At 57.8% G+C, this 21,917-nt stretch carries 21 protein-coding genes and 1 tRNA gene; 10 read left to right on the forward strand and 12 right to left on the reverse strand.

The genetic code is table 11. The features are described 5' to 3' along the window. Positions 1-263 precede the first annotated feature (263 nt). Genes pheS through pheT form a run of 3 tightly spaced genes read left to right on the forward strand, consistent with a single transcriptional unit; the run spans position 264 to position 4,500 of the window. The gene (pheS, locus tag FIV05_RS02500; protein ID WP_152508558.1) at positions 264-1,346 is read left to right on the forward strand and encodes a phenylalanine--tRNA ligase subunit alpha; all 1,083 of its coding nucleotides are present in this window, start codon (positions 264-266) and stop codon (positions 1,344-1,346) included. A gap of 24 nt (positions 1,347-1,370) precedes the next feature. Next, on the forward strand, positions 1,371-2,024 hold the full coding sequence (locus tag FIV05_RS02505) for a hypothetical protein (protein WP_022999681.1): 654 nt from the start codon (positions 1,371-1,373) through the stop codon (positions 2,022-2,024). Between the two features lie 58 nt (positions 2,025-2,082). Continuing rightward, positions 2,083-4,500 carry a phenylalanine--tRNA ligase subunit beta gene (gene pheT, locus FIV05_RS02510; protein WP_152508559.1) on the forward strand — a complete coding sequence of 806 codons (2,418 nt, stop codon included), beginning with the start codon at positions 2,083-2,085 and terminating at the stop codon, positions 4,498-4,500. 57 nt (positions 4,501-4,557) lie between these two features. Here pheT and FIV05_RS02515 read toward each other — a convergent pair whose 3' ends face one another. The 3 genes from FIV05_RS02515 to FIV05_RS02525 form a co-directional block, all read right to left on the reverse strand. Further along, on the reverse strand, positions 4,558-4,896 hold the full coding sequence (locus tag FIV05_RS02515; protein WP_145915833.1) for a hypothetical protein: 339 nt from the start codon (positions 4,894-4,896) through the stop codon (positions 4,558-4,560). Between the two features lie 204 nt (positions 4,897-5,100). Then, a complete protein-coding gene (locus tag FIV05_RS02520; RefSeq protein ID WP_286202253.1) occupies positions 5,101-5,421 on the reverse strand; it encodes a hypothetical protein in 321 nt (106 codons plus the stop codon). A gap of 48 nt (positions 5,422-5,469) precedes the next feature. After that, on the reverse strand, positions 5,470-5,844 hold the full coding sequence (locus FIV05_RS02525; protein ID WP_286202254.1) for a hypothetical protein: 375 nt from the start codon (positions 5,842-5,844) through the stop codon (positions 5,470-5,472). A 136-nt stretch (positions 5,845-5,980) separates the two neighbouring features. On the opposite strand from FIV05_RS02525, the gene FIV05_RS02530 reads away from it, so the two are divergent. The 4 genes from FIV05_RS02530 (at position 5,981) to FIV05_RS02545 (ending at position 8,821) form a co-directional block, all read left to right on the forward strand. Continuing rightward, positions 5,981-6,616 carry a nucleotidyltransferase family protein gene (locus FIV05_RS02530; protein ID WP_152508560.1) on the forward strand — a complete coding sequence of 212 codons (636 nt, stop codon included), beginning with the start codon at positions 5,981-5,983 and terminating at the stop codon, positions 6,614-6,616. 164 nt (positions 6,617-6,780) lie between these two features. Then, entirely contained in the window at positions 6,781-7,716 is a 936-nt protein-coding gene (locus FIV05_RS02535; RefSeq protein WP_152508561.1) for a hypothetical protein, read from the forward strand. 5 nt (positions 7,717-7,721) lie between these two features. Continuing rightward, positions 7,722-8,177 (forward strand): Panacea domain-containing protein, encoded by a 456-nt coding sequence (locus FIV05_RS02540; protein ID WP_152508562.1) that lies wholly within the window; start codon positions 7,722-7,724, stop codon positions 8,175-8,177. Between the two features lie 368 nt (positions 8,178-8,545). Further along, positions 8,546-8,821, forward strand: coding sequence for a nucleotidyltransferase family protein (locus FIV05_RS02545; protein ID WP_286202294.1), 276 nt, complete (start codon positions 8,546-8,548; stop codon positions 8,819-8,821). A gap of 33 nt (positions 8,822-8,854) precedes the next feature. Here the strand turns inward: FIV05_RS02545 and pabB are convergent, their stop codons facing one another. The 5 genes from pabB to FIV05_RS02570 form a co-directional block, all read right to left on the reverse strand. Further along, on the reverse strand, positions 8,855-10,711 hold the full coding sequence (gene pabB, locus FIV05_RS02550) for an aminodeoxychorismate synthase component I (protein ID WP_152508563.1): 1,857 nt from the start codon (positions 10,709-10,711) through the stop codon (positions 8,855-8,857). Between the two features lie 202 nt (positions 10,712-10,913). After that, positions 10,914-12,425 (reverse strand): methyl-accepting chemotaxis protein, encoded by a 1,512-nt coding sequence (locus FIV05_RS02555; protein WP_152508564.1) that lies wholly within the window; start codon positions 12,423-12,425, stop codon positions 10,914-10,916. Further along, positions 12,422-12,745 carry a hypothetical protein gene (locus FIV05_RS02560; RefSeq protein WP_209009834.1) on the reverse strand — a complete coding sequence of 108 codons (324 nt, stop codon included), beginning with the start codon at positions 12,743-12,745 and terminating at the stop codon, positions 12,422-12,424. The genes FIV05_RS02555 and FIV05_RS02560 overlap by 4 nt, the downstream gene beginning before the upstream one ends. A 295-nt stretch (positions 12,746-13,040) precedes the next feature. Then, positions 13,041-13,706 (reverse strand): peptide-methionine (S)-S-oxide reductase MsrA, encoded by a 666-nt coding sequence (msrA, locus tag FIV05_RS02565; RefSeq protein WP_152508565.1) that lies wholly within the window; start codon positions 13,704-13,706, stop codon positions 13,041-13,043. A gap of 182 nt (positions 13,707-13,888) precedes the next feature. Next, positions 13,889-14,203: a hypothetical protein gene (locus FIV05_RS02570; RefSeq protein WP_152508566.1), complete on the reverse strand. Its 315-nt coding sequence runs from the start codon at positions 14,201-14,203 to the stop codon at positions 13,889-13,891. A gap of 685 nt (positions 14,204-14,888) precedes the next feature. On the opposite strand from FIV05_RS02570, the gene FIV05_RS02575 reads away from it, so the two are divergent. After that, positions 14,889-14,978: transfer RNA gene (locus tag FIV05_RS02575), tRNA-Ser, on the forward strand. Positions 14,979-15,404: 426 nt separating this feature from the next. Here FIV05_RS02575 and FIV05_RS02585 read toward each other — a convergent pair. The 4 genes from FIV05_RS02585 to FIV05_RS02600 all read right to left on the reverse strand — a co-directional run bounded on the left by FIV05_RS02585 (position 15,405) and on the right by FIV05_RS02600 (position 19,741). Further along, on the reverse strand, positions 15,405-16,538 hold the full coding sequence (locus tag FIV05_RS02585) for a 3-hydroxyacyl-CoA dehydrogenase (protein ID WP_152508567.1): 1,134 nt from the start codon (positions 16,536-16,538) through the stop codon (positions 15,405-15,407). A gap of 63 nt (positions 16,539-16,601) precedes the next feature. Then, a complete protein-coding gene (locus FIV05_RS02590) occupies positions 16,602-17,609 on the reverse strand; it encodes an NAD(P)H-quinone oxidoreductase (protein WP_152508568.1) in 1,008 nt (335 codons plus the stop codon). 194 nt (positions 17,610-17,803) lie between these two features. Further along, the gene (bktB, locus tag FIV05_RS02595) at positions 17,804-18,988 is read right to left on the reverse strand and encodes a beta-ketothiolase BktB (RefSeq protein WP_152508569.1); all 1,185 of its coding nucleotides are present in this window, start codon (positions 18,986-18,988) and stop codon (positions 17,804-17,806) included. An 18-nt stretch (positions 18,989-19,006) separates the two neighbouring features. Next, positions 19,007-19,741 carry a TetR/AcrR family transcriptional regulator gene (locus tag FIV05_RS02600; protein WP_286202255.1) on the reverse strand — a complete coding sequence of 245 codons (735 nt, stop codon included), beginning with the start codon at positions 19,739-19,741 and terminating at the stop codon, positions 19,007-19,009. A 164-nt stretch (positions 19,742-19,905) separates the two neighbouring features. On the opposite strand from FIV05_RS02600, the gene FIV05_RS02605 reads away from it, so the two are divergent. Together FIV05_RS02605 and FIV05_RS02610 are read left to right on the forward strand one after the other, a co-directional pair. Beyond that, positions 19,906-20,679: an SDR family oxidoreductase gene (locus FIV05_RS02605; RefSeq protein WP_286202256.1), complete on the forward strand. Its 774-nt coding sequence runs from the start codon at positions 19,906-19,908 to the stop codon at positions 20,677-20,679. 10 nt (positions 20,680-20,689) lie between these two features. Further along, the gene (locus tag FIV05_RS02610) at positions 20,690-21,898 is read left to right on the forward strand and encodes an acyl-CoA dehydrogenase family protein (RefSeq protein ID WP_152508570.1); all 1,209 of its coding nucleotides are present in this window, start codon (positions 20,690-20,692) and stop codon (positions 21,896-21,898) included. Positions 21,899-21,917 lie beyond the last annotated feature (19 nt).

A 21,917-nucleotide genomic window follows, 5' to 3' on the forward strand; every position in this document is an offset into this window, starting at 1 on the left:
ACCGCACATATCCGCCGTTCCGGCCTTTGCAGTGGCTCTCAGCCTCTTTCCGGGATCGACGTGCGCCTCATCGAGCTGCAGGGCCCCGCCTGCGGTCGATTTACGCGCTAACGCGCTTTAATTCCGGCGCTTTTCTTCTCTTCGGGAACTCACGCAATAATGCGCATGAGGCCGTGGCAATCACCGCCATTATTCGCTAAAAGACCCCGACTTTCTGTTTCGACACCTCCGCGCGCACCGCGCGAACCGACGACCGAGTACGCATGTCCAACCTCGACACACTTGAATCCGATCTTCTGGCCGCCATCGAAGGCGCCGGGACCGAAGCCGCCCTGGAAGACATCCGCGTTGCCGCCCTTGGCAAGAAGGGCTCAATTTCCGAGCAGATGAAAACGCTCGGCAAGATGACCCCTGAAGAGCGCCAGGTGATGGGCCCTGCCCTCAACGGCCTCAAGGCGAAGGTCACCGACGCTATCGCCGCCCGCAAGGATGTGCTGGCGGAAGCGGCCCTGGAAGCACGGCTGGCCAGCGAGAAGGTGGATATCACCCTGCCGCTGCGCGCAACACCGGCGGAGACCGGCCGTATTCACCCGGTCAGCCAGGTCATCGACGAACTGACGGCGATTTTCGCCGACATGGGCTTTTCCATTGCGGAAGGCCCGGACATCGAGACCGACGAGCTGAACTTTACCGCGCTGAACTTTCCAGAAGGCCACCCGGCACGCGAGATGCACGACACGTTCTTCTTCAATCCGAAGGAAGACGGCGAACGGCTGCTGCTGCGCACGCACACCTCGCCGGTGCAGATCCGCACCATGCGCAACCAGGAACCGCCGATCCGCGTCATCATTCCGGGCCGAACCTATCGCTGCGACAGCGACCAGACCCACACGCCGATGTTCCACCAGGTGGAAGGCCTCGTGATCGACAAGGACAGCCATTTCGGTCATCTGAAATGGGTGCTGCGGGAATTCTGCAAAGCCTTCTTCGAAGTCGACGACATCAAGATGCGCTTCCGCCCAAGCTTCTTCCCGTTCACCGAACCGTCCATGGAAGTCGACATCCAGTGTGACCGGTCCGGCGGCGAAGTGAAGATCGGCCAGGGCGAAGACTGGCTGGAAATTCTCGGCTGCGGCATGGTTCATCCGAACGTCATCCGCAACTGTGGCCTCGACCCGGATATCTACCAGGGTTTTGCCTGGGGCATGGGGATCGACCGCATCGCGATGCTGAAATACGGCATGCCGGACCTGCGCGCTTTCTTCGACGCCGACGTCCGCTGGATCCAGCATTACGGCTTCCGCCCACTCGACCTGCCGACACTGTTCGGCGGTTTGTCCAGTTAACCGCCTGAATTTGGGGGCGCCATCATGTCATTGCTGATCCGCATCGTTCTTGCCGCCATGCTGACCGTTGCCGCCCTGTTGCCGGCAGCCGCGCAGACCAGCGACCAGGAAACACGCGTCGCGACGCCGACCTCGTTCCTCGAGGCCTGCGCGGACAAGATCGAGAACCGGGGCCGGCTGCGGTTCTGCGATACCTATTTCCGGGAGAAGCTGGGCACCGAAGCCGATGCGCTGCTGTATCTCCGTGACCGGATCACGCGTCTGCGTGCCGGCCACGAGGCAAGCTCGGCCGAAAAGTACCAGAGCTTCCTGCAGGCAATCTATATCGTGGCGTTCCTGACCATAGCTTCGATCGTGCTGATCGCCAGCGACCGGCGGATCGGCGGCACCGCCAAGTGGGCCGGCTTGACCAGCACCGCGGCCCTTCTGGTGATGGTGTTGATTGTCGCCATGGGCTGGCTCGGCAAGTACCGGGCCGAATATGCCGCCCAGGTCGAACTCGGCATCCTGCGGGACCGGATCGAGACGGAAGCTGCCCAGGCGATTGCCACCAAACAGCAGATCACGCCGGAGATCGTGCGCGGCTGGACCCGCGACTTTTCCGACATCGGCCGCCGCTTTGCCGAAAACTACGGCGCTGCGACCATCATTCCCGAAGTGGACCGGCTCGGCAACTGAGGCCTCCACGTCCCGTTTCGCGGTCCTGAGACCGCACCAAGTTTGAAGAGATCGAAAGATGAAATTCACCCTTTCCTGGCTCAAGGAGCATCTGGAAACCGACGCCAGCCTGGAAGAGATCGTTGAACGTCTCACCCTGATCGGACTGGAAGTCGAGGAAGTCACCAACCGCGCCGACCGCCTGAAGCCGTTCAGAATCGCAAAGGTTCTGGAAGCCGAACAGCATCCGAATGCCGACCGGCTGCGCGTCCTGAAGGTTGACACCGGCGAGGGCGACCCGGTGCAGGTTGTGTGCGGTGCGCCGAATGCCCGCGCCGGCCTTGTCGGTGTGCTCGGCAAGCCGGGCGACTATGTCCCCGGCCTTGATGTCACGCTTTCCGTCGGCAAGATCCGCGACGTGGAAAGCTTCGGCATGATGTGCTCGGAGCGCGAGCTGGAACTTTCCAACGAACATGACGGCATCATCGACCTGCCGGCGGATGCGCCGGTCGGCATGGCCTATGCCGAATGGGCTGGCCTGGATGAGCCAGTCATCGAAATCGGCCTGACGCCGAACCGCCCGGACTGCACCGGCGTATACGGCATTGCCCGTGATCTTGCCGCAGCCGGCCTCGGCAAGCTGAAGGAACGCAGCAACGAACAGGTTCGCGGCAGCTTCCCCTGCCCGGTCGACGTGACGCTCGATTTCGGCGACACCAAGCCGATGTGCAAGGCCTTCGGCCTGCGCCTGGTCAAGGGCGTGAAGAACGGCCCTTCGCCGAAATGGCTGCAGGACCGCCTGACCGCCATCGGCTTGCGCCCGATCAACGCCCTCGTCGACATGACCAACTACATCACCTTCGATCAGGGCCGGCCGCTGCACGTGTTCGACGCCGACAAGGTTCACGGCAATCTTGTTGTCCGCCGCGGCAAGCAGGGCGAGAAGATCGACGGCCTCAACGGCAAGAGCTACGAGCTCGATGACACGATCTGCGTCATTTCCGACGACAACGGCGTTGAAAGTCTCGGCGGCATCCTGGGCGGCGAGCCGTCCGGCTGCACGGAAGAGACTGTCAACGTTCTGATCGAATCCGCCCTTTGGGACGAGGATGACATTGCTGCCACAGGGCGCAAGCTCGGCGTCAATACGGACGCACGCTATCGCTTCGAACGTGGTGTCGATCCCAACTACATGATGCCCGGTCTGGAATATGCCACGCGCATGGTCATGGACCTGTGCGGCGGCGAGCCGTCCGAAACGGTGCAGGCCGGTTCCGTGCCGGATACCAGCAACATCATCGATTTCCCCTATTCGGAAATCAGGCGCCTGTCGGGCGTCGATGTTCTGCCCGCTGAAGCCAATGTCACCCTGAAGTCGCTCGGTTTCTGGATCTCCGGCGCCGGTGACACGGTCAAGGTGGCCGCACCCAGCTGGCGGCCGGACATCGAAGGCAAGGCCGACCTCGTGGAGGAGGTGGTGCGCATCATCGGTCTGGAGCGTGTTCCGTTCACACCACTGCCGCGCACCGGTACCGTCGGCCAGAAGGTGCTGACCACCGGACAGATCCGCCGCAACAAGGCGCGCCGGGCACTGGCCGCCCGTGGCTTCAATGAAGCAGTTACCTGGTCGTTCATTGCCAAGGATCACGCTGAACTCTTCGGTGGCGGCAACGCTGCGCTTGCGCTGGCCAATCCGATTTCCAGCGAGATGTCCGACATGCGCCCGAGCCTGCTTCCGGGCCTTTTGCTGGCGGCACAGCGCAATGCCGACCGGGGCTATGGCAATGTCGCCCTGTTCGAAGTCGGTCAGGTGTTCGAGAACGATACTCCTGAAGGCCAGAAAATGGTCGCAACCGGCGTGCGCCGTGGGTCTGCGAAGCTGCAGGGTTCCGGCCGGCACTGGTCGGGTGTTTCCCAGGCCGTTGACGTGTTCGACGCCAAGGCGGACGCCGAAGCAGCGCTGGCAGCCATCGGCGCGCCGGTAGACAAACTGATGGTGTCTGCAGATGCCCCGGCAACGTTCCACCCGGGCCGGTCCGGCTGTCTCAAGCTTGGCCCGAAGAACGTTCTGGCGGTGTTCGGCGAAGTTCATCCGCGCACGCTGCAGCTGCTCGACATCGAAGGACCGCTGGTCGCATTCGAGATCTTCCTCGATGCGCTGCCCGAACCCAAGGGCAAGGGTGGCCGTTCGAAGGGTGCCCTCAATGTCAGTGGCCTTATGCCGGTTCAACGCGACTTCGCGTTCCTAGTCGGCAAGGACATTTCGGCCGAGGCATTGCTCAAAGCGGCTCGTGGCGCGGAAAAGACGCTGATCAGCGATGTCACGCTATTCGACATTTACGAAGGTCAGGGTGTGCCGGAAGGCCAGAAGTCAGTCGCCATCGACGTGACACTGCAGCCGCGTCAGAAGACCCTCACGGACGAGGAAATCGACGCCGTGGCAAAGAAGATCATTGCCAATGTCGAGAAGGCAACCGGTGGCACGCTGAGAGGCTGAACCGGCGTTTCACAAGACTGGAAAAGGGGGCTGCGCGAACACCATCGCGCGGCCTTTTTACTGGCGGGCCTGCCCCATCTCTGCACAGACAAGGACGGAACATTTCGGGTTGTCCTTGGTCGGCACGAATGTCGGGCGCACCGTCTGTCCCGAGAAACACTGGTTCCGGCCGACGACAAACCGGTCGAACTTATAAGGGCCTGATTTCAGATTGATGCCCCCGAATCTCTTGATCAGGTCCTGCGTCTGGTCACAGGTCAGTTGCGTGGTATCGGGCTGACGCCGGGTTTGCGCTTCCGCCTGCAACACAGGGACAAGAGCCGCACACATAAACAGGCCTGCCTGAAGTGCGGACTTCGCAATTAACAGTTGTTTTCTTGTATTATTCTCGTTCATCGCAAGGCCTTTCCTGAGTATTCAGGCGAAGTCATGTATTAAATGGCTATGATTTCCAGCAGTAGGTAATCCGTATTTCATATTTGTGAAACGGTTTCCAAATGCAACACAGCGTTGCCCCGTCCGCGCATGAAATAGCAAGAAAAGCCTGCAAGGCGGTTAAGACTTCTGCCTCTTTATCCTGTTTTTGCAGAAGGATACCGTTTACCGCTGGGTCCGGTTCTGGAAACACCTGTAGCCGACGGAGCACTGCGGATTGTCTCGCGTGGGAGCAAATTTCGCACGGACCTGCCCCGTTTGCGGCCGGCAATAGCTGCCGTTTGCAACGAAGCGGTCAAAGGTCGACTGGCCGGTCGTCAGGACGATGCTGCCGCTTTTCCTGACCAGTTCCTGAGCCTGGGCACATGTCATCGACCGCGTGTCCGGGCGCCCGGCCTGGGCCATGGCCGGTTCTACGGCTGCGGTGACCCCGAGCCAGGTAAACACCAGGAAGCCGAAACATGCGTTTCTGGAAAGTCGGGTCACATGACGTCTCCTGTTGAAGTCCGGAAGGGCGACCATTCCGGATACGGCTCAGTCATACCGCCAGGGTTGGGGATTGATACAGCGAAGCACGTAGCATTTCGCATTGTCCCTTGTTGGAATGTAGTCCCGGCGCGTGACCTCACCATGCTGGCAGTAGCTCCGGTTGGCCACATACCGGTCGAACGTATAGCGCCCGGTGCTGAGCACGACGGCCCCACGCTGATTGATCATGGACTGGACCTGCCCGCAGGACATGGCGGTGGAATTCGGCCGTCCGGATTGGGCCGCGGACGGCAGAGCGGTGACAAGCACCGCCCCACAAGCGGCCAGTGCAGCGATCATTTGTGTGCGTGGCAAGAGGTACATCGGCAATTCCTGAAAAAACCAAACGTCTCCGAAGGAGATGGCACCGACCTGCGTCATGTCAAGTCGGTGCTCCCTCATCCGGTAGCGCGCGTATCTGCGGAGGACACATTCGAGTGCATGGTCCTCATCATGCACGGCTCGCGATACCTTGAGAATCGGATAGGTTGCCCCTTCGCGAAAAGAGGATCCGGAAATGACCGCCGATTTGCAGATGGATGTACGCGATGCAAGGCTGGGCGATCCCTATGCGGCCAGCGAGGAGACGCGGCTGGCAAGTCTTGAGCAGATCCTCAGGACCGTGCCTCATGTGATGGAAATCCTGACCACCATCCGCAACCTTGCCCTTCCTGATGCCTGGCTGGTGTCGGGTGGTATCTACCAGACTGTCTGGAACGTCCTCACCAACCGCCCCCTGCTGCACGGCATCAAGGATTTCGACATCATCTATTTCGACGGAACCGATCTATCCTACGAGGCTGAGGACGACGTTATCGGCAAGGTCAACCAGGCCCTGCCCGACTTGGCGAGCCTTCTGGAAGTGAGAAATCAGGCTCGTGTCCACCTGTGGTACGAGCGCCGTTTCGGCAGGCCATACCGCCCTCTCGACTGTGCCATGGATTCGCTGACGACCTATGCCTCGCGCACCCATTCGGTGGCGGCACGGCTCAATGAGGACGGGCGCTTGATGTTGCATGCGCCTTTCGGCCTTGCCAACCTGTTCGGTATGCGGCTGGTGCCCAATTACACACAGCCGAACCCGGAGACCTATGCGGAAAAGGCGGCACGGATGAAGGCCCTCTGGCCGGAGCTAAAGGTTGTACCTTTTTAAGGGTATTGCAATCGACTGCTGTCATTGCTCCATGAGCGAGGATTCCTTGCCTACTTTGCCCTCGCGACTAATGCGATTACCGGTAAACGATGCACAGCTGCGCGACTTACGCTTGAAATTTCGTCACAAAATATCTTATTTGTTCAGTCCAAGTGGGGGTGAAAATGGTCAAGCTCTTAAAGAGGATTCCACCTTTTGTGGTACCTTGCCTAGAGGTTATCTCAACTGGATTGATAGTGATTTTATCCGTAGTGTTCAGCATATGGCTAACAGATGAGATCACTGCCTCCAAACTTGGAATATCCCAACAAGAGCAAGATCTGAAAGAACTTCTCACCTTAGATTTCGCCTACTCGGCAATTTTTGATAATATTCGTAATTTCTCTACGCCGGTTCCGTATCTACTAATTTTTATTTTTATATCAACATTTGGACGGGTTGAGAGCTTCTTCAATCGGTATCAATACGGAAAGTACGGTATACTTCAGTCAAAAAATATGGCGACTGAAAAATTTCTTCGCAAGGAAACGCAATCACACGCTGACACAAAGAGTAGTTATTTTGACGCGCTGGCAGATACGCTCAAGTATATATTGACCAACGAAGTAACAGGCTTCGACCATCGTTGTAGAGTGACGGTCTACAGAAAACAGCACGATGATGACGAACACTTCCTGAGGCAGATATTTCGCCATTCACCCGTACTACTTCATGAGCAAAATGGTCGTTTTAGAATACCGTCAAATCAAGGAGTAGTCGGAGCTGCCTGGCTAAATCACGGTGTTAAGGAGTTTTCTTCAGAACATCCGCCTGACTCCGAGGAATTTCGTAACGAGATGAATGCTGCACTTCAAAACGAAGGCTGCACTCACCCAGAAGGTCCACTTTCGATGGCAAGCAAACATTACTATGCGCGTGCATTGCGCGACAACGAAGGTGGTCAGAGAATCGGCATCGTGGTATACGAAAGTACAGAGACTGGCGTCCTCAAAGTTGCGGGGATTGATCAGGTGCTGGACGGCGAGTCTTTAGATGTAGCCAGGTTTGTACGTCTAAGAGGTATCTTGCACAGTGAGTTCAACCCAGACCCAGAGGAGTAGGTACCATGAGCAAGATCGCTGATGTCGCAGCTTATTTTTGCAAACACTACCCTCACAAGTCAGAGCTTTCGAAAACGCGACTCACGAAACTCGTTTACTTGGCTGACTGGGAGGCTGCAAAAAGGAAAGGACGTCAAGTAACGGACATCGAATGGTACTTTCATAATTTTGGTCCGTACGTCGATGATGTGATTGAGGCGGTACAAGAGGATCCGAGGTTCGAAATTATTCAAGCTCTGAACTACTATGGCGAACCAAAGGTTGAGGTGCGGTTATCCGGCAAGGAAGCCGCTTCCGGCGGGCTTGATAATGAAGAAATAAACATTTTGGACAGCGTAATCGAGACTACGAGCCCCATGTACTGGGATTCATTTATCAAACACGTATACAGTACTACCCCAATTGAAAAGTCTGATCGTTATGCGCAATTAAACCTAGCGCAATTTGCCAAAACCGAATAAAAATCATGACTTGATAGCACATGCTACAGCAGGAAAGAAAGCGGCTAAGTCGCTCGCAATGCAGTCTGCCTCATCGCATGGATCGTTAGTATCTCGCTTCTAGAGGCGCTAACGCGAAATCCTCCCTCGGGTTATGGAAAGTCTGCGGTAAATTACCCCTTCCTATTTACAACCGAGCTCATCTAACACTTCTTAAGGTGCGATTGAAGTGAACTAAATGTGCTTTCCAGGCAAATAAATTTATGAAAAATCTGTAATTCTGAACATACACACACTTAAACCGAAATCCCCCCTACCCCTCTCACTGCTCGAAGAAATGCGGATGACGACACAAAGATTGTTGTCATATCGTACAAGTATGTGTCCACCTGTGGTACGAGAGCCGTTTCGGCAGGCCATACCGCCCTCTCGACTGTGCCATGGATTCGCTGACGACCTATGCCTCGCGCACCCATTCGGTGGCGGCACGGCTCGAAGAGGACAGGCGCTTGGTGTTGCATGCGCCTTTCGGCCTTGCCAACCTGTTCGGCATGCGGCTGGTGCCCAATTACACACAGCCGAAACCGGAGACCTATGCGGAAAAGGCGGCGCGGATGAAGGCCCTCTGGCCGGAGCTGACAGTCATTCCCTGGGACAGTGACTGAGATGTCAGCGCTGCTCTCTTGGCGTACCGGTAATCACCCCGCCTTGCGGGTGGCTTCATTGTGTTGCCCGGCTTCCATATGCCACGAACCACTCGCTTGTTCCGAAAGCAGGCGAGCGCGCATCAGACCGCGCACGGAATTGCCGACGTAGACTTCCTCGGCCTCCTGCAGATCCTGGAGCGTAAGGTCTGCCTCGCTTGCCAGACCACGTTCCAGAAGCCCCGCCCGAAAGGTGCCGGGCAGAAGCCCGTGACGAAGCGCAGGCGTCAGCAAACTACCGTTCCGTTTCACGAAAAGAGTGGTGTAGCTGCCCTCGGTGAGATAGCCGTTCTCGTTCAGGAACAGCACCTCCTGGCAACCGGTTTCCGCCTGACACCGCTGGCGCGTGTCATCGTAGAAGGCCCGGTTGGTGGTCTTGTGAAACAGGAACCTGTCGGTTGACCAAGTGGTTTCTTGCGCAATCACCAGATTGAAAACGGCCTCCTGACCGGCCGGCGGAAGATCCGTCGATGTGACCGAAATGCCGCCATCCGCCGACAGCAACAACCGCACACGCCTGAAACCGGCAAAGGTGCGAACATGCTGCAGAAGCTTCTCACGCACGTCTTCTTCGCGGTAAGGAAAGCCGAAATAGGCAGATGAGGCCTGCAGGCGCTGCATGTGCCGTTCCAGAAGCAAATAACCGTCGCCCGGGTGATAAGCCAGCGTCTCGATCAGATCGAAGCCGGGTGTGTCTTCGCTCATGAACCTCAGTTTCAGGGCGCATTCGTCGTATTCGGGAGACGCGCCGCTGTCGAAGATCACGCCGGACCCGCTTCCGGCTTCGCCGCTGCCGTCGTTTCGCAGCACCAGCGTCCGGATGGCGACATTCAGCCGGAAATCGCCTCCAGGCGCGAGAAAGCCGATCGAACCGGTGTAGACGCCACGCGGGCCGGTTTCCAGATCCTGGGCAATCTGCATGGCGCTGAGTTTCGGAGCTCCCGTGATCGAACCGCAAGGGAAGAGATGTTCTGCGATGCGTGCAAAGCCGACGTGATCGGGAACTTCAGCTTCGACCGTCGAGGTCATCTGGTGAAGGCTTTGGTAGCGCTCCACCTCGCACAGTTTGGTCACCTTGACGGTGCCGGTGTCGGCGATGCGCGAAAGGTCGTTGCGCATCAGGTCGACGATCATGGTGTTTTCGGACCGCTGCTTGGGATCAGTTGAAAGCGTGCGCGCAATCTTGGCGTCTTCGGAAGCGTAACGCCCTCGGGGCGCGGTGCCCTTCATGGGTTTGGTCCGCAGGCAGGTGCCTCGGCGCTCCAGGAAGAGTTCCGGCGAGAGAGACAGGATCGTCCGGTCTTCAAGACGCAGGAAAGCGGCAAATTCCACCGGCTGGCGACGCAGAAGGGTCTGGAAGATCCGTTCCGGAGCCCCCTGGTGCCGGAACCGCGCGCGCATGGTCAGGTTGACCTGATAGATGTCGCCCTTTGCCAGATGGTCGCGGACGCGGGCAAAGGCCGTATCGTAAGCGGCCCTGTCCATATCGAACTCCGGCTTGCCGATGGCAGCCTCGCCGTCGCCAGCCACGCTTTCCAGCATAGCTTTGGCTTCGTCGAGACCCAGTTCCTCCGGCGCGCCATACAGCCCGAACCAGAGCAACGGCTCTTCTGTTTGATGAAACCGTTGCCGCAGCTTTTCCTCGAAGGCAAAACCCAGTTCATAGGCAAGATAGCCTGCCGCATGGCGCCCGTCCGCCTGGGCGGCCTCAAGTCGCTCGAGGCAGCCCTGAACCTCCTCGAGCCGGGAGCAGGTGATCACCTCATCCGGCGCCTGAAACAACAGCGCAGACCGCTGCTTCAACAGGTCCAGCAGCAGGACCGTTCCGGGCGCGAAGGAGGATGCAGGCATCGTTTGGCGTCAGTGTCCGCAAGGGTGAAGAATGCTGCCAGCGTGGCACGTTTTCATCCGCAACGCTGGTTCGTTAGGGGCGGCTCATGGCATTCAAGCGACATCAGGTCAAGCATGCAGGACAGGAGAGCACCCCAAGAACGAAAAAACCGGCGGACTGGCCGCCGGTTTCCGAAGATCACGATCTGTTGCGGCCATACTCTCAGGCCGCAACATCCTTCAGGAAGGCGGTGATTGCCCGGCGCATGTCCTGGGTCTCCAGATCGAGGGTCTCGGCCGCCTCGACCATGGAGCCGACCGAGTGGCTGGTGCGTTCGACAGATTCCCGCACACCGTCGATGTTGTTGGCAACCCGTCCCGTGCCGTCCGCGGCTTCCGCCACATTGCGCGAGATTTCCTGGGTCGCCGCGCCTTGTTCGCCGACGGCGGCAGCAATGGCAGCCGTATAGCTGTTGACCTCGTCCATCGTCGTCGCAATCACTCCGATGGATTCCACCGCGTCCTTGGTTTCCGCCTGGATCGCCGCGATCTGGGCACCGATTTCTTCCGTTGCCTTGGACGTCTGTGTCGCCAGTTCCTTCACTTCGGCAGCAACAACCGCAAAGCCCCTGCCAGCTTCGCCCGCGCGGGCCGCCTCAATGGTGGCGTTGAGAGCCAGAAGGTTGGTCTGTTCGGCAATCGCCTGGATCAGCGTGACGACCTCGCCGATCCGATTGGCCGCATTCGCAAGGCCCGCGACCTTGCTGTTGCTGGTTTGCGCATTTTCCGTCGCCCGGTTGACGATGCCGGTGGTCTGTTCGACCTGGCGCGAAATCTCCGCAATCGAGGACGACAGCTCTTCTGCGGCGGAAGCGACCATCTGCACATTTGAGGACGCTGTTTCGGACGCATCCGATACGGAGCCTGCACGCGACGAGGTGTTTTCGGCAACGGTTCCGAGCTCGGTGGCGGCATCCCGCATTTCGCGCACCTTCAGGCCGACACCGTCCAGCTTGGCAGCGATATCACTTTCAAACGCCATGATGCGTTCGTTGATGACCTTCTGCTTGGCGCGCTCCATCTCGTCATTTTCAACGGTCCGGTGCTGCAGCACCATTGCCTGGGCGCGCGCGGCTTCCGCCTCTTCGCGCGCCTTGTCGGAAGCGGCAAACGCTCGTGCAAGGCTGTCGGTCATCCACCAAAGGGCGCCGACTTCCGCAACCACGACAAGCGCATGAAAGACCACGCGGCTGAAATCCGCCCCACCGGGAAACACGGCCCAGGGCATGGCGAAATTCAGGACAAGGTGGTGCACGGCGACGACGGCTGCATAGGCAACCAGCGCCCGCCAGTCGACCCAGCTGGCCAGGATGGCCAATACGGCGAAGAAATACATATGTGCGTCGAGCTGATAGGTGATCTGACCATCCGGCGTCGCCAGAGCGGCCACGAACAGGGCAACCAGCCCGGCAAGGGACATGGAAGTGGCCAGGCGCGTTTCAACGCCGGCCCCGAACTTCACCCATGTGCCGGTGGCCGCAACACCAAGGAGCAAGGCTGCCCCGCAAACCGCCACGAGCGAGACATAACCAACCCACCAGGCCGTTCCCATGACCAGGAACACATTCACCCAGATAAAATGGATCAGCATCCGCGCAAACTTCTGCCGGAACTGGTCCAGACCGGAAAGCTGACCCGACATCTGATCCGGTTGAGACATTTCCACACCGTTCATTTCAACTGCTCCAGGGAGACACCGCTCAATCGCGCACAGGCTTGTGCGATCAAGGAAGACGCCACAAAACCGGCGCCCGACCGGTAAAGATTTGCAATGGACTGTTGTTCACCGGCTTCGGTGAGCGCCACCCAGCTTCTGTCCCCGACGAACAGTACCGGGCCACCCGATCTGGCGATGACGCTGACCGCGCTTTCACCCCAGGGCCATGCGAATACCGCGACCGGCCCTTCGCGGGCAGGCATCAACGAGCCGACCAGCATCAACAGGCAGCTGGCCAGGAAGTATCCTGTCGCGAAAATTTTTGCCGAACGGCTCACGAAATCGATCCTTGAACGCCCATGCGTCAGGTCAATCCTCACAGCGCAAATTTAAGAAAGCCTGAAAATTCCATAGAGCGTTGAAATATATAAGCTATCTACGGATTTATACTTATATAGATCCTGACTTTTTTGACCCGCGTCAGCTGGCTTTCAAGATAGGCAACCTCGGCAAGGAAACGGCTGAGACTCTGCCGGCTTCAGACCCGGAGAATGCAAAAAGACGGGGCAGTGCCGTCACTGGCACTGCCCCGTCTTGAATTCAACCGGAACCAAGCTAGCGATCGGACTGCCTTCAGGCGGTCTGGCCCAGCCCGACCGGGCACGAGATGCCCGTGCCGCCGATCCCGCAATAGCCGGCCGGGTTCTTGGCCAGATACTGCTGATGGTAATCCTCGGCAAAATAGAAGGTATCCAGCTCCCGGATTTCCGTCGTGATGGTGCTTGCCAGGCCACCGGCCTTCAGGGCGTCCTGATAGGCTTGCCTCGACTGTTCGGCTCCGGCAAGGTCGTCGCCCTCGTTCACGTAGACGGCCGAGCGATACTGGGTACCGGTATCATTGCCCTGGCGCATGCCCTGGGTCGGGTCGTGATTTTCCCAGAAGACCTTCAGAAGGTCTCCGAGGGAAATCTCCGCCGGGTCATAAACGACCAGGACCACTTCCGTGTGACCCGTGCGCCCGGTGCAGGTTTCATGGTAGGTCGGGTTGGGCGTATATCCACCCGCGTAGCCGACTGCGGTGACATAGACACCGGGCAGCTGCCAGAACAGGCGTTCAGCGCCCCAGAAGCAGCCCATTCCGACCACAAGGGTTTTCATGTTGTCCGGATAGGGGCCTGCGAGCGGCCGTCCGTTGACGAAATGCGGCTCGGCCGGCCGGATCGCCTCGGAACGCCCCGGCAGGGCCTCGTCCTTGGCCGGCAGCGAAAATTTCTTGGTCAGCATCGTCATGAACGACATGGCTATCTCCCGCACACGCCGACAAAGCCTCTCGAGGATGCCCGGGAAGCAGTCGGCTTATTTCAGGAGCTAATGTGGCGCAGCTGCGCCCGCTTTCCAAGAGGCCCGTCACGCAACGGTGTTCGCGTGTGAGCGGAAACTGCCGTTTTGCGACACCTCGTCTGGTACTGCAAGAAACCGTGTCAGGCGTAAAGCGCACGCTGGCTGCGGCGCTTGGCTCCCAGCCAAAGCAGCGCCAGGCCGATCGGAGCGAAGACCACCCAGACCGGCCAGGTCAGAACAGACTCTTTCAGGGTCTGCCAGACCGTCGGGTCGAAAGACGCCACGATGTGGGCTTCCGCCAATTCGAGAGAGGCAGGCGACAGGTTCTGCCAGACCTGACCAAGCTGGGCCAGACGGATTTCGGACAGGGCAATGGAAGAACTTGCATCGGAAATGCCGGCAATAATCGCGACGGCGACAAAGCCGTAGCCGAGGATGCGGAATAAAAACTTCAAAACACTGATCATCGCTTTGCTTTCAGCTTCGCCAAAATATTAAACGGAGCGCCCGCTCCGGTCAGGCCTTCAAATATTAGCCGCCGAATGTTGAGCATTCCTTTAGGGTAATATCACCCCGCGCAGGAACAAGATTTGATATTCAACACATTCTTGTGACTTTGGTTCCCGGCTTTCGCAAGTGTTTTCGTTTCAAATGCTTCGAAATAAATTCAGGCAGCGCGATAGTTGCAGTGCAGCATTTCCCCAATACGCAAGCACAAAGCTGCCTCCCGGGACCTGTGCGACACCGTGGCCGCATCATCTCCCCGGCCTATCGCAACGCCGAACCCCAAGCGAGGTTATCTTCCCGCACAGAGACTGAGCCATGCCATGACCTTGCCGGCGAGACGTCTCTAGACCCTCGAAACCAACAGACGCTGATTCTGCGCGGCCATGCATGCGCCCGACCAGCCTCCAGCTGCAGACAAACCGCCTTGGCACCGCCACGACAGGAAAGATTTTTTCGGTCCAGGCATTGCCGGGTGCATGGCACGTTACAGCCGTTTTTTGCAGCTCATCCGAGCCCCGCACCCCCTCGACAATCCACAGCGGCGAGGCACCGAAAAAAAAACTTGTTCAAGTGCTTGCACTTGATCGCGCCATGGGTATATTGCGCCCCACTCAAGCGGGTGACGCTTGCGACGGACAGGTGGCCGAGTGGTTGAAGGCGCACGCCTGGAACGCGTGTATACGGGCAACCGTATCGAGGGTTCGAATCCCTCTCTGTCCGCCATTTCTCTTTCCAAGACATTGAAATTTTTTGTTTTTAAGGTTGGCCATCGCTCAACCCATCATTCTGGCCGTGGCAGGCCCGGTCTTCCCACAATCAGTCCAAATTATGCTCATGCCGCGCTATTTCCGCTGCAACCTGAAGCATCGCTGCTTATCGCTTGAGGCGTAGGTGGCAACCAAGACGCACGCAGCGTGCCGGAGACCGAGGCCCGCATTATGTGTCAGCGCCTGGCGAGCGAAGAAGGCATCTTCGCCGGAACATCGACTGGAATAAACGTGCTGGCAGCAATCGAGCTCGCCAAAAGAACTCGGACCGACCGCCACCGTCGTTACGGTCGCTTGTGACAGCGGCCTCAAAAACACGAACGGAGCATTGTTCAATGGTCCCCAGCGGAACGTGCCCTGAAGGCGGCCTCGGAGTTTGTCTTCAAACCAACGCCGGCACTCGTGCCTCGGCTCGTGTCGCATAGTCAAATACACGATCCAGGCCGGCCTTGGGCATTGATGCGCGATACGTTTGAAGAAGCGGCTCCAAAACCATTTCTACTGCGTCGCGACCCATTTCTCTCATCGTGGCGATCGGCAATTTGCCGAAGCGCAGGGCCAGACGTGCACCAAGCTCGAAAGCCTCGACCTGGGCTACGCCTTCGCCGAGAGCTTCGAGAATCGGGAAAAAAAGCGCTGCTTGGAGCCGATTGACAACAATATCCTCAACGCTCGAATGAACGGGCTGGACTTGGTCTTCGATATTCCAGCTGCCCTCGGTAGAGCCTATTTTTTGCAGGGATTGAGCTGGCTCATAAAACGGGCCGAGTGCCGCCAGGTTTTCGACGGCGTTCAGACTTATTCTTGGCTTGACGATGTTCATCACAGCGAAGGGGCCGAGTGCGAGGTCAAAGGCCCGCTGCGCTATGTCATCTATCTGTCCGGTTGTCGCGACACCTTCGTCCAGCAATCGAGCGGCTTCGTTGGTATAGGGACAGAAAAAGCGGTTGATCGCAAAACCGGTTGAATCCGCGCAGAGAATTTGAGTTTTGCCTGTCCTTTTCAGGAACTCTTGCGCAGCGCTGAGGACCTCGGGCTTAGTCTGGTCACCGGAAATCAATTCGACTAGAGGATTATGCTCCGCCGGACTGAAATAGTGCAGCCCCAGAAATCTTGATGGGTCGGGAAGCGCATCGGCAAGGTCAGCAAGCCGCAGTGTGCTTGTATTCGTGGCAACTATGGACCTGGGAGGCAACTCCCCTGCGAGCTGCAAGAATATTTTCCGCTTCAGGCCCAGATCTTCAAAAACCGCTTCGATAATCAGGTCGCTCCGGGCAACATCGGAGAGAGCCCTCGTCAGTGAAAGGCATGATCTGGCATCACGTGCCTCATCAGCTGTCATCTTCTCCTTGTCGACCAGTCTGGAAAAATGCCTGTCTATTCTTAGCGACAGCGCACGCAGATTTTCCTCGCTCAAATCAACGACGGTCGTCCTGAGGCCTGCCATCAAGCATGTAATCGCAATACCACCGCCCATAGTGCCGGCACCGACGATTGCAATCGTTTCTATTTTCATAAGAGTATCTCCCGAACTTCCGGATCACGCGTAACAAGCGAGCGCTCGATAGAAAAATGATGACTAGAGATCCGCTTGCAGAACAATTTTCCCGAAATGCTGGCCAGACTCGATGTAGGTGTGCGCATCCGATGCCCTATCCAATGAAAAGATCTTGTTCACGACCGGGCGAATTTTCCCGGATTGAAAGAGTGGCCACACCACGTCCGTGAGACCGGCGGCAATTTCGGCTTTGACGGAAAGAGGCTGGGGGCGCAGCAGGGAGCCTGTCAGCGTCAGGTTTTTCACCAGCACCGGCATCATGTCGACTTCGACCTTGCTGCCCTTCAGATAGTAGAGATTGACGAGCCGACCCTTCTGGCCAAGGCACTCCATGTTCCTTTGGATATAGTCTCCACCGACCATGTCGAGAACCAGGTCGACACCGCGGCCTTCCGTCTCCCCTCTGATGACCGCGACAAAGTCCTCTTCCAGATAGTTGATGGCCCTTTTCGCACCGAGACCGGCACAGAACTCGCAAGCCGGACCGTCCGCAGCTGTCGTATAGACGTCGAGACCCAGGCTCGAGGCGAGCTGTATTGCCGCACTTCCGATCCCGCCACTGCCGCCGTGCACCAGCAGGCTCCGGGCGCTCAGCAGATTGCCCTGCATTGCGAGGTTGAACCAGAGCGTGAAATAGACCTCGGGCAATGTCGCAGCCTCGGTCATCGAGACGTTTTCCGGCAGAGGCAGACATTGCTCTACGGGTGCGAGGCAATACTCGGCGTACCCACCTCCCGGCGTGAGTGCACATACCGCATCGCCTGCCTTGAAACCGTCAACACCTTCGCCGGTTTCATGGACATAGCCCGCGACTTCGAGACCAGGAAGATCGCTTGCACCGGGCGGCACGTTGTAGCGTCCCTGGCGCTGCAAGACATCGGGGTAGTTCACACCGGAAGCCATCACCTTGATAACCACCTGACCCGGACCGGGAACTGGCCGTTCCCTGAAAGTCGTTGTCAGGACCGAAGGCGCTCCCGGAGTTTTGATCTCGACACATTTCATGAGGTCTTGCGATGTAATGGTCATGTTTGTTTCCGATTTTGATGTTGAAGATTTTCTGCACCGCCGGGAGATGGAGGCGACGGCGCGTTCAAGCCCGGATTGCAAGGCGCAAGAAACCGGCCGGAAAACCGCGTCAGACGCGGTTCCGCACAGAACCTCAGTGAGGAATGGTTTTCCCGCGACCTGCGCCGCGTTACTCCAGCCGGGAAACTTTCAGTCTAGCGAGCATTCTCGACAATGAGGGATATGCCTTGGCCGCCACCGATGCACATCGTGGCGAGCCCGTATCTGCCGCCAATACGTTTCAGTTCGTAAAGAAGCTTGACCAGGATGATTGCGCCCGACGCTCCGACCGGATGGCCCAGAGCGATCGCCCCACCGTTCGGATTGACTTTTTCCGATGCCAATCCGAGTTCCGATGAAACGGCGCATGCCTGAGCAGCAAAGGCTTCGTTGGATTCGATCACGTCCAAATCTCCGACCGTCAATCCCGCCCGTTTCAGGGCCTGTTTTGTCGCGGAGATAGGTCCGAGCCCCATGAAAGCCGGATCCACTCCTCCAAGTCCGTAGGCCACGATCCTGGCCATCGGCTGGGCATTCCTGGATTGAGCGGCATCTTCATTCATCAAAACAAGTGCGGCCGCACCGTCATTGATCCCGCTCGCGTTGCCTGCCGTCACCGTGCCGTCCGGCTTGAACGCCGGGCGAAGGCGAGCGAGGTCCTCCATGGTAACGTTTTCGCGAACGTGCTCATCAACTTCGAAGGTCTTCTCGGTCCGTCCGGATCTCACGGTCATAGGGAGGATCTGTTCCTTGAACCGGCCTTCGGAAATCGCTGCAGCGGCCTTGTGATGAGAGTCTCTTGCGAACGTGTCCTGTGAGATCCGGTCAATACCGAGTTTTTTGGCGATGTTTTCCGCGGTTACACCCATGTGGCCGTTTCCAAACGGGTCGGTCAGCGCTCCGATCATCATGTCCGTGGCGACGACGTCACCCATCTTCTGGCCCGCCCTCGATTGCGTCAGAAGATGACCCACCCTGCTCATGTTCTCCGCCCCGCCTGCAAGCGCAACTTCGGCATTACCGAGTAGGATCTGTTCTGTTGCGGAAACGACGGCCTGAAGCCCGGAGCCGCAGAGCCGATTGAGAGTAAGGGCCGGGGAGCTGTCAGGTACGCCCGCATTAATTGCCACGACCCGGCTCAGGTACATGTCTTGAGGCTGCGTATGGATGACGTTTCCGAACACTGTTTGCTCGACTTCCGACGCGGCAATACCTGCACGCCTAATCGCTTCAGATGCCACGGCGGCACCGAGATCGGTGGGAGACATCCCGGAAAGCGAACCTGAGAAGGTTCCGATGGCGGTTCTTACACCAGAGACGATTACTGCGTTGTTAGCCATTACCAGTACCTGTTTGAGTTAGCCCACCGAACCTGAAGCGTCAGCCCCCGTTTGGTCGGTGTGTGTAAGATCAGAAATCTGATCAATTGGAAGACAGGCCGACAGAACGATGTTCTGAACAGTCCTGACATATTCGTCGACCGTGACACCGCGCCGTCTGTATTTTGCCCGTTTCACGTACCAGTCCTGCAGAAGCGGCTTGATCAATGTCGGCAAAAGAGGCGTAACACCGGTTCGGAACCTTCCTTCGGCCTTCGCGCGCTCAGTCACATCGGCGAAGAACCTTTCCGTCAATTCCTCGCTATCAACGGCCATCTCGCGCTCTTTTGCCGGAAAGTTCTTGGCCTCCATGAAGGCAAAACTGAACCAGGGAAGCATGTCATCGGTCAGCCGGATATGAGCTTCGATAAGCCACTTCAGATGTTCGATCGGATCTCCGGTCACTTCTGCCGGCGGATTTCCAAGAACCGTTTGAACGGAGCTCGTAACCTCGGTCAGAACCATGTTCAGTAGCGTCGTCTTGCTATCGAAATAGGCATAGAGACCACCCATCGAGACGCCAGCTTCTTTCGACAGATCTCGCAGGGACATTGCCTGAAAGCCTTTGCGGTTCGAAAGTTTGAGAGCCGCCAAAATGATAAGCTTGAGCTTCTTGAGTGCAACATCCGGCTTTTGAACGGAAATGACGTCGGCATTCCTCTCCAGCATCGACCGGCAAAGATCATCGGGTGAGCGTCTACTTGTAACTGGCACGATGCCTCCAGCATGAATTCGTTGGCGTTAATGCGATTGCGCACACCAAAAATCGCATAAAACGAGCGTTCGATCCAAATCTATATATCGAGCGAGCGCTCGATTGACAAGTTGGAATTCGAAAGATAGAAAATGAACGAGCGCTCGATAGGAGGATAGGGCACTTGAACACGGAATTGGGAAAACGAGAGACCTGGCCCGGGCTGGCAGGCAAGAAAGCGCTGGTGACCGGCGCCTCTTCTGGACTAGGGGCTCATTTCGCCGCTTTGCTGGCCGCTCAAGGCGTTCAGGTTGTGGTGGCTGCACGTCGCCTGGACCGCCTGGAAAGCTTGTGTGCCGACCTCACGGAGAAAGGCGCGTCGATCACGCCGCTCGAGATGGACGTCGCCTCGTCAACGTCCGTCACGCAAGCAATGTCGGGACAAATATTCGATTTGGTCGTCAACAATGCCGGGGTCTCGCATTCCGCCCCGGCTCTTGACCATGACCCAGACACGCTCGATCGCGTCATGGACACCAACTTCAAGGGCGTCTTTCACGTTGCCCGGACCGCCGCCGCCGAAATGAAAGCCAACGGCCGGAGTGGCGTCATCGTGAACATCGCTTCCATCCTCGGCTCGCGGGTAGCCGGCAATGTTGCTGCATATGCTGCCTCAAAAGGTGCGGTCATTCAGCTCACACGCGCATTGGCACTTGAATTGGCGCGACACGGAATTCGCGTCAATTCGCTGAGCCCCGGCTACATCGAAACGGACCTGAACAGTGACTTCTTTGCCTCTGAGCCAGGACAGGCACTGGTCAGGCGTATTCCGCAGCGTCGCCTTGGCCGCCCCGGAGACCTCGACGGACCGCTTCTTCTTCTTTTGTCCGATTACGGCCGCTTCATGACTGGCGCCGACATCGTCGTCGACGGCGGACATCTCGTTTCTTCTTTGTAGGTGAGGTCAAATGGACTTTCGAATTTCAGCTCGCGTCGCAGACTATCGTTCGCGAATTGCGCGGTTCGTGGAGCAGGAAATATTTCCGGTAGAACTCGACCGGAACGCATGGGATTGCCATGGCAACATCGGCCATACCGCTCTTTCCACCTTGCAGGAAAAAGCCCGAGCCGAGGGACTTTGGTGCCTGCAGCTGCAAAAGGAAACCGGGGGCCAAGGCCTGGGCAAGGTCGGGATGGCGGTTTGCTACGAAGAAATGAACCGGTCGATCTTCGGTCCTGTCGTTTTCAACTCCGCTGCACCGGACGACGGAAACATGATGGTCCTGGAGCAAGCCGGGACAGACGCGCAAAAGGAACGTTGGCTGAAGCCGATTGCCGAAGGCAAGGTGCGTTCTTCCTTCGCCATGACGGAACCGCATCCTGGCGCAGGTTCAGATCCCAACATGATGTTGACGACAGCGGAAAAGCGTGGAGACACCTATGTCCTGCGAGGCAGGAAATGGTTCATTACCGGCGCAGAAAATGCTTCTCATTTCATTACGATCGCACGCACATCTGACGACCCGCGGCATGGTCTGACCGCTTTTCTTCACCATCGCGACGAGCCCGGCTGGCGGATAGAACGCCGAATTCCGATCATGGGCCCGGAGGAACACGGTGGACACTGCGAAATCGTCTACGAAGACATGGTTCTCCCCGCGGATCGTGTGCTTCTTGGCGAAGGCAAGGGCCTGAAAATCACGCAGATGCGCCTCGGCCCTGCAAGGCTCACGCATTGCATGCGCTGGCTGGGTCTTGCGAAGCGATGCACCGAAATCGCCCGGACATACGCCTGTGAACGGGAAGGCTTTGGAATTCGGCTGGCGAACCGGGAGAGCACCCAGATCAAATTGGGGGATCTTGCCATGGGTATCGAGATCGGTCGTTTGCTTGTCATGAAGGCCGCCTGGACGCTCGATCAGGGTGACTTTGCAAAAAAAGAAGTCTCCATGGCGAAAATTCACGTCGCCAACCTCCTTCACAAGGCCGCCGACACCGCAATCCAGATCAATGGAGCACGCGGCTATTCCACGGACACGGTCCTTGAATGGATTTACCGCTACGCGCGCCAAGCAAGGCTCGTCGATGGTGCGGATGAAGTCCACCAGATGGTTCTCAATCGCTTGCAGGCTGAAAGCGGCCCGTCGTTCTGGTCGTGGCCGATGAGCGAAGACTGAGGACATATTCGGGAGGGAC

The sequence above is a fragment of the Labrenzia sp. THAF191a genome, assembly GCF_009363335.1.
GTDB classification, from domain to species: Bacteria; Pseudomonadota; Alphaproteobacteria; order Rhizobiales; family Stappiaceae; genus Roseibium; species Roseibium algicola.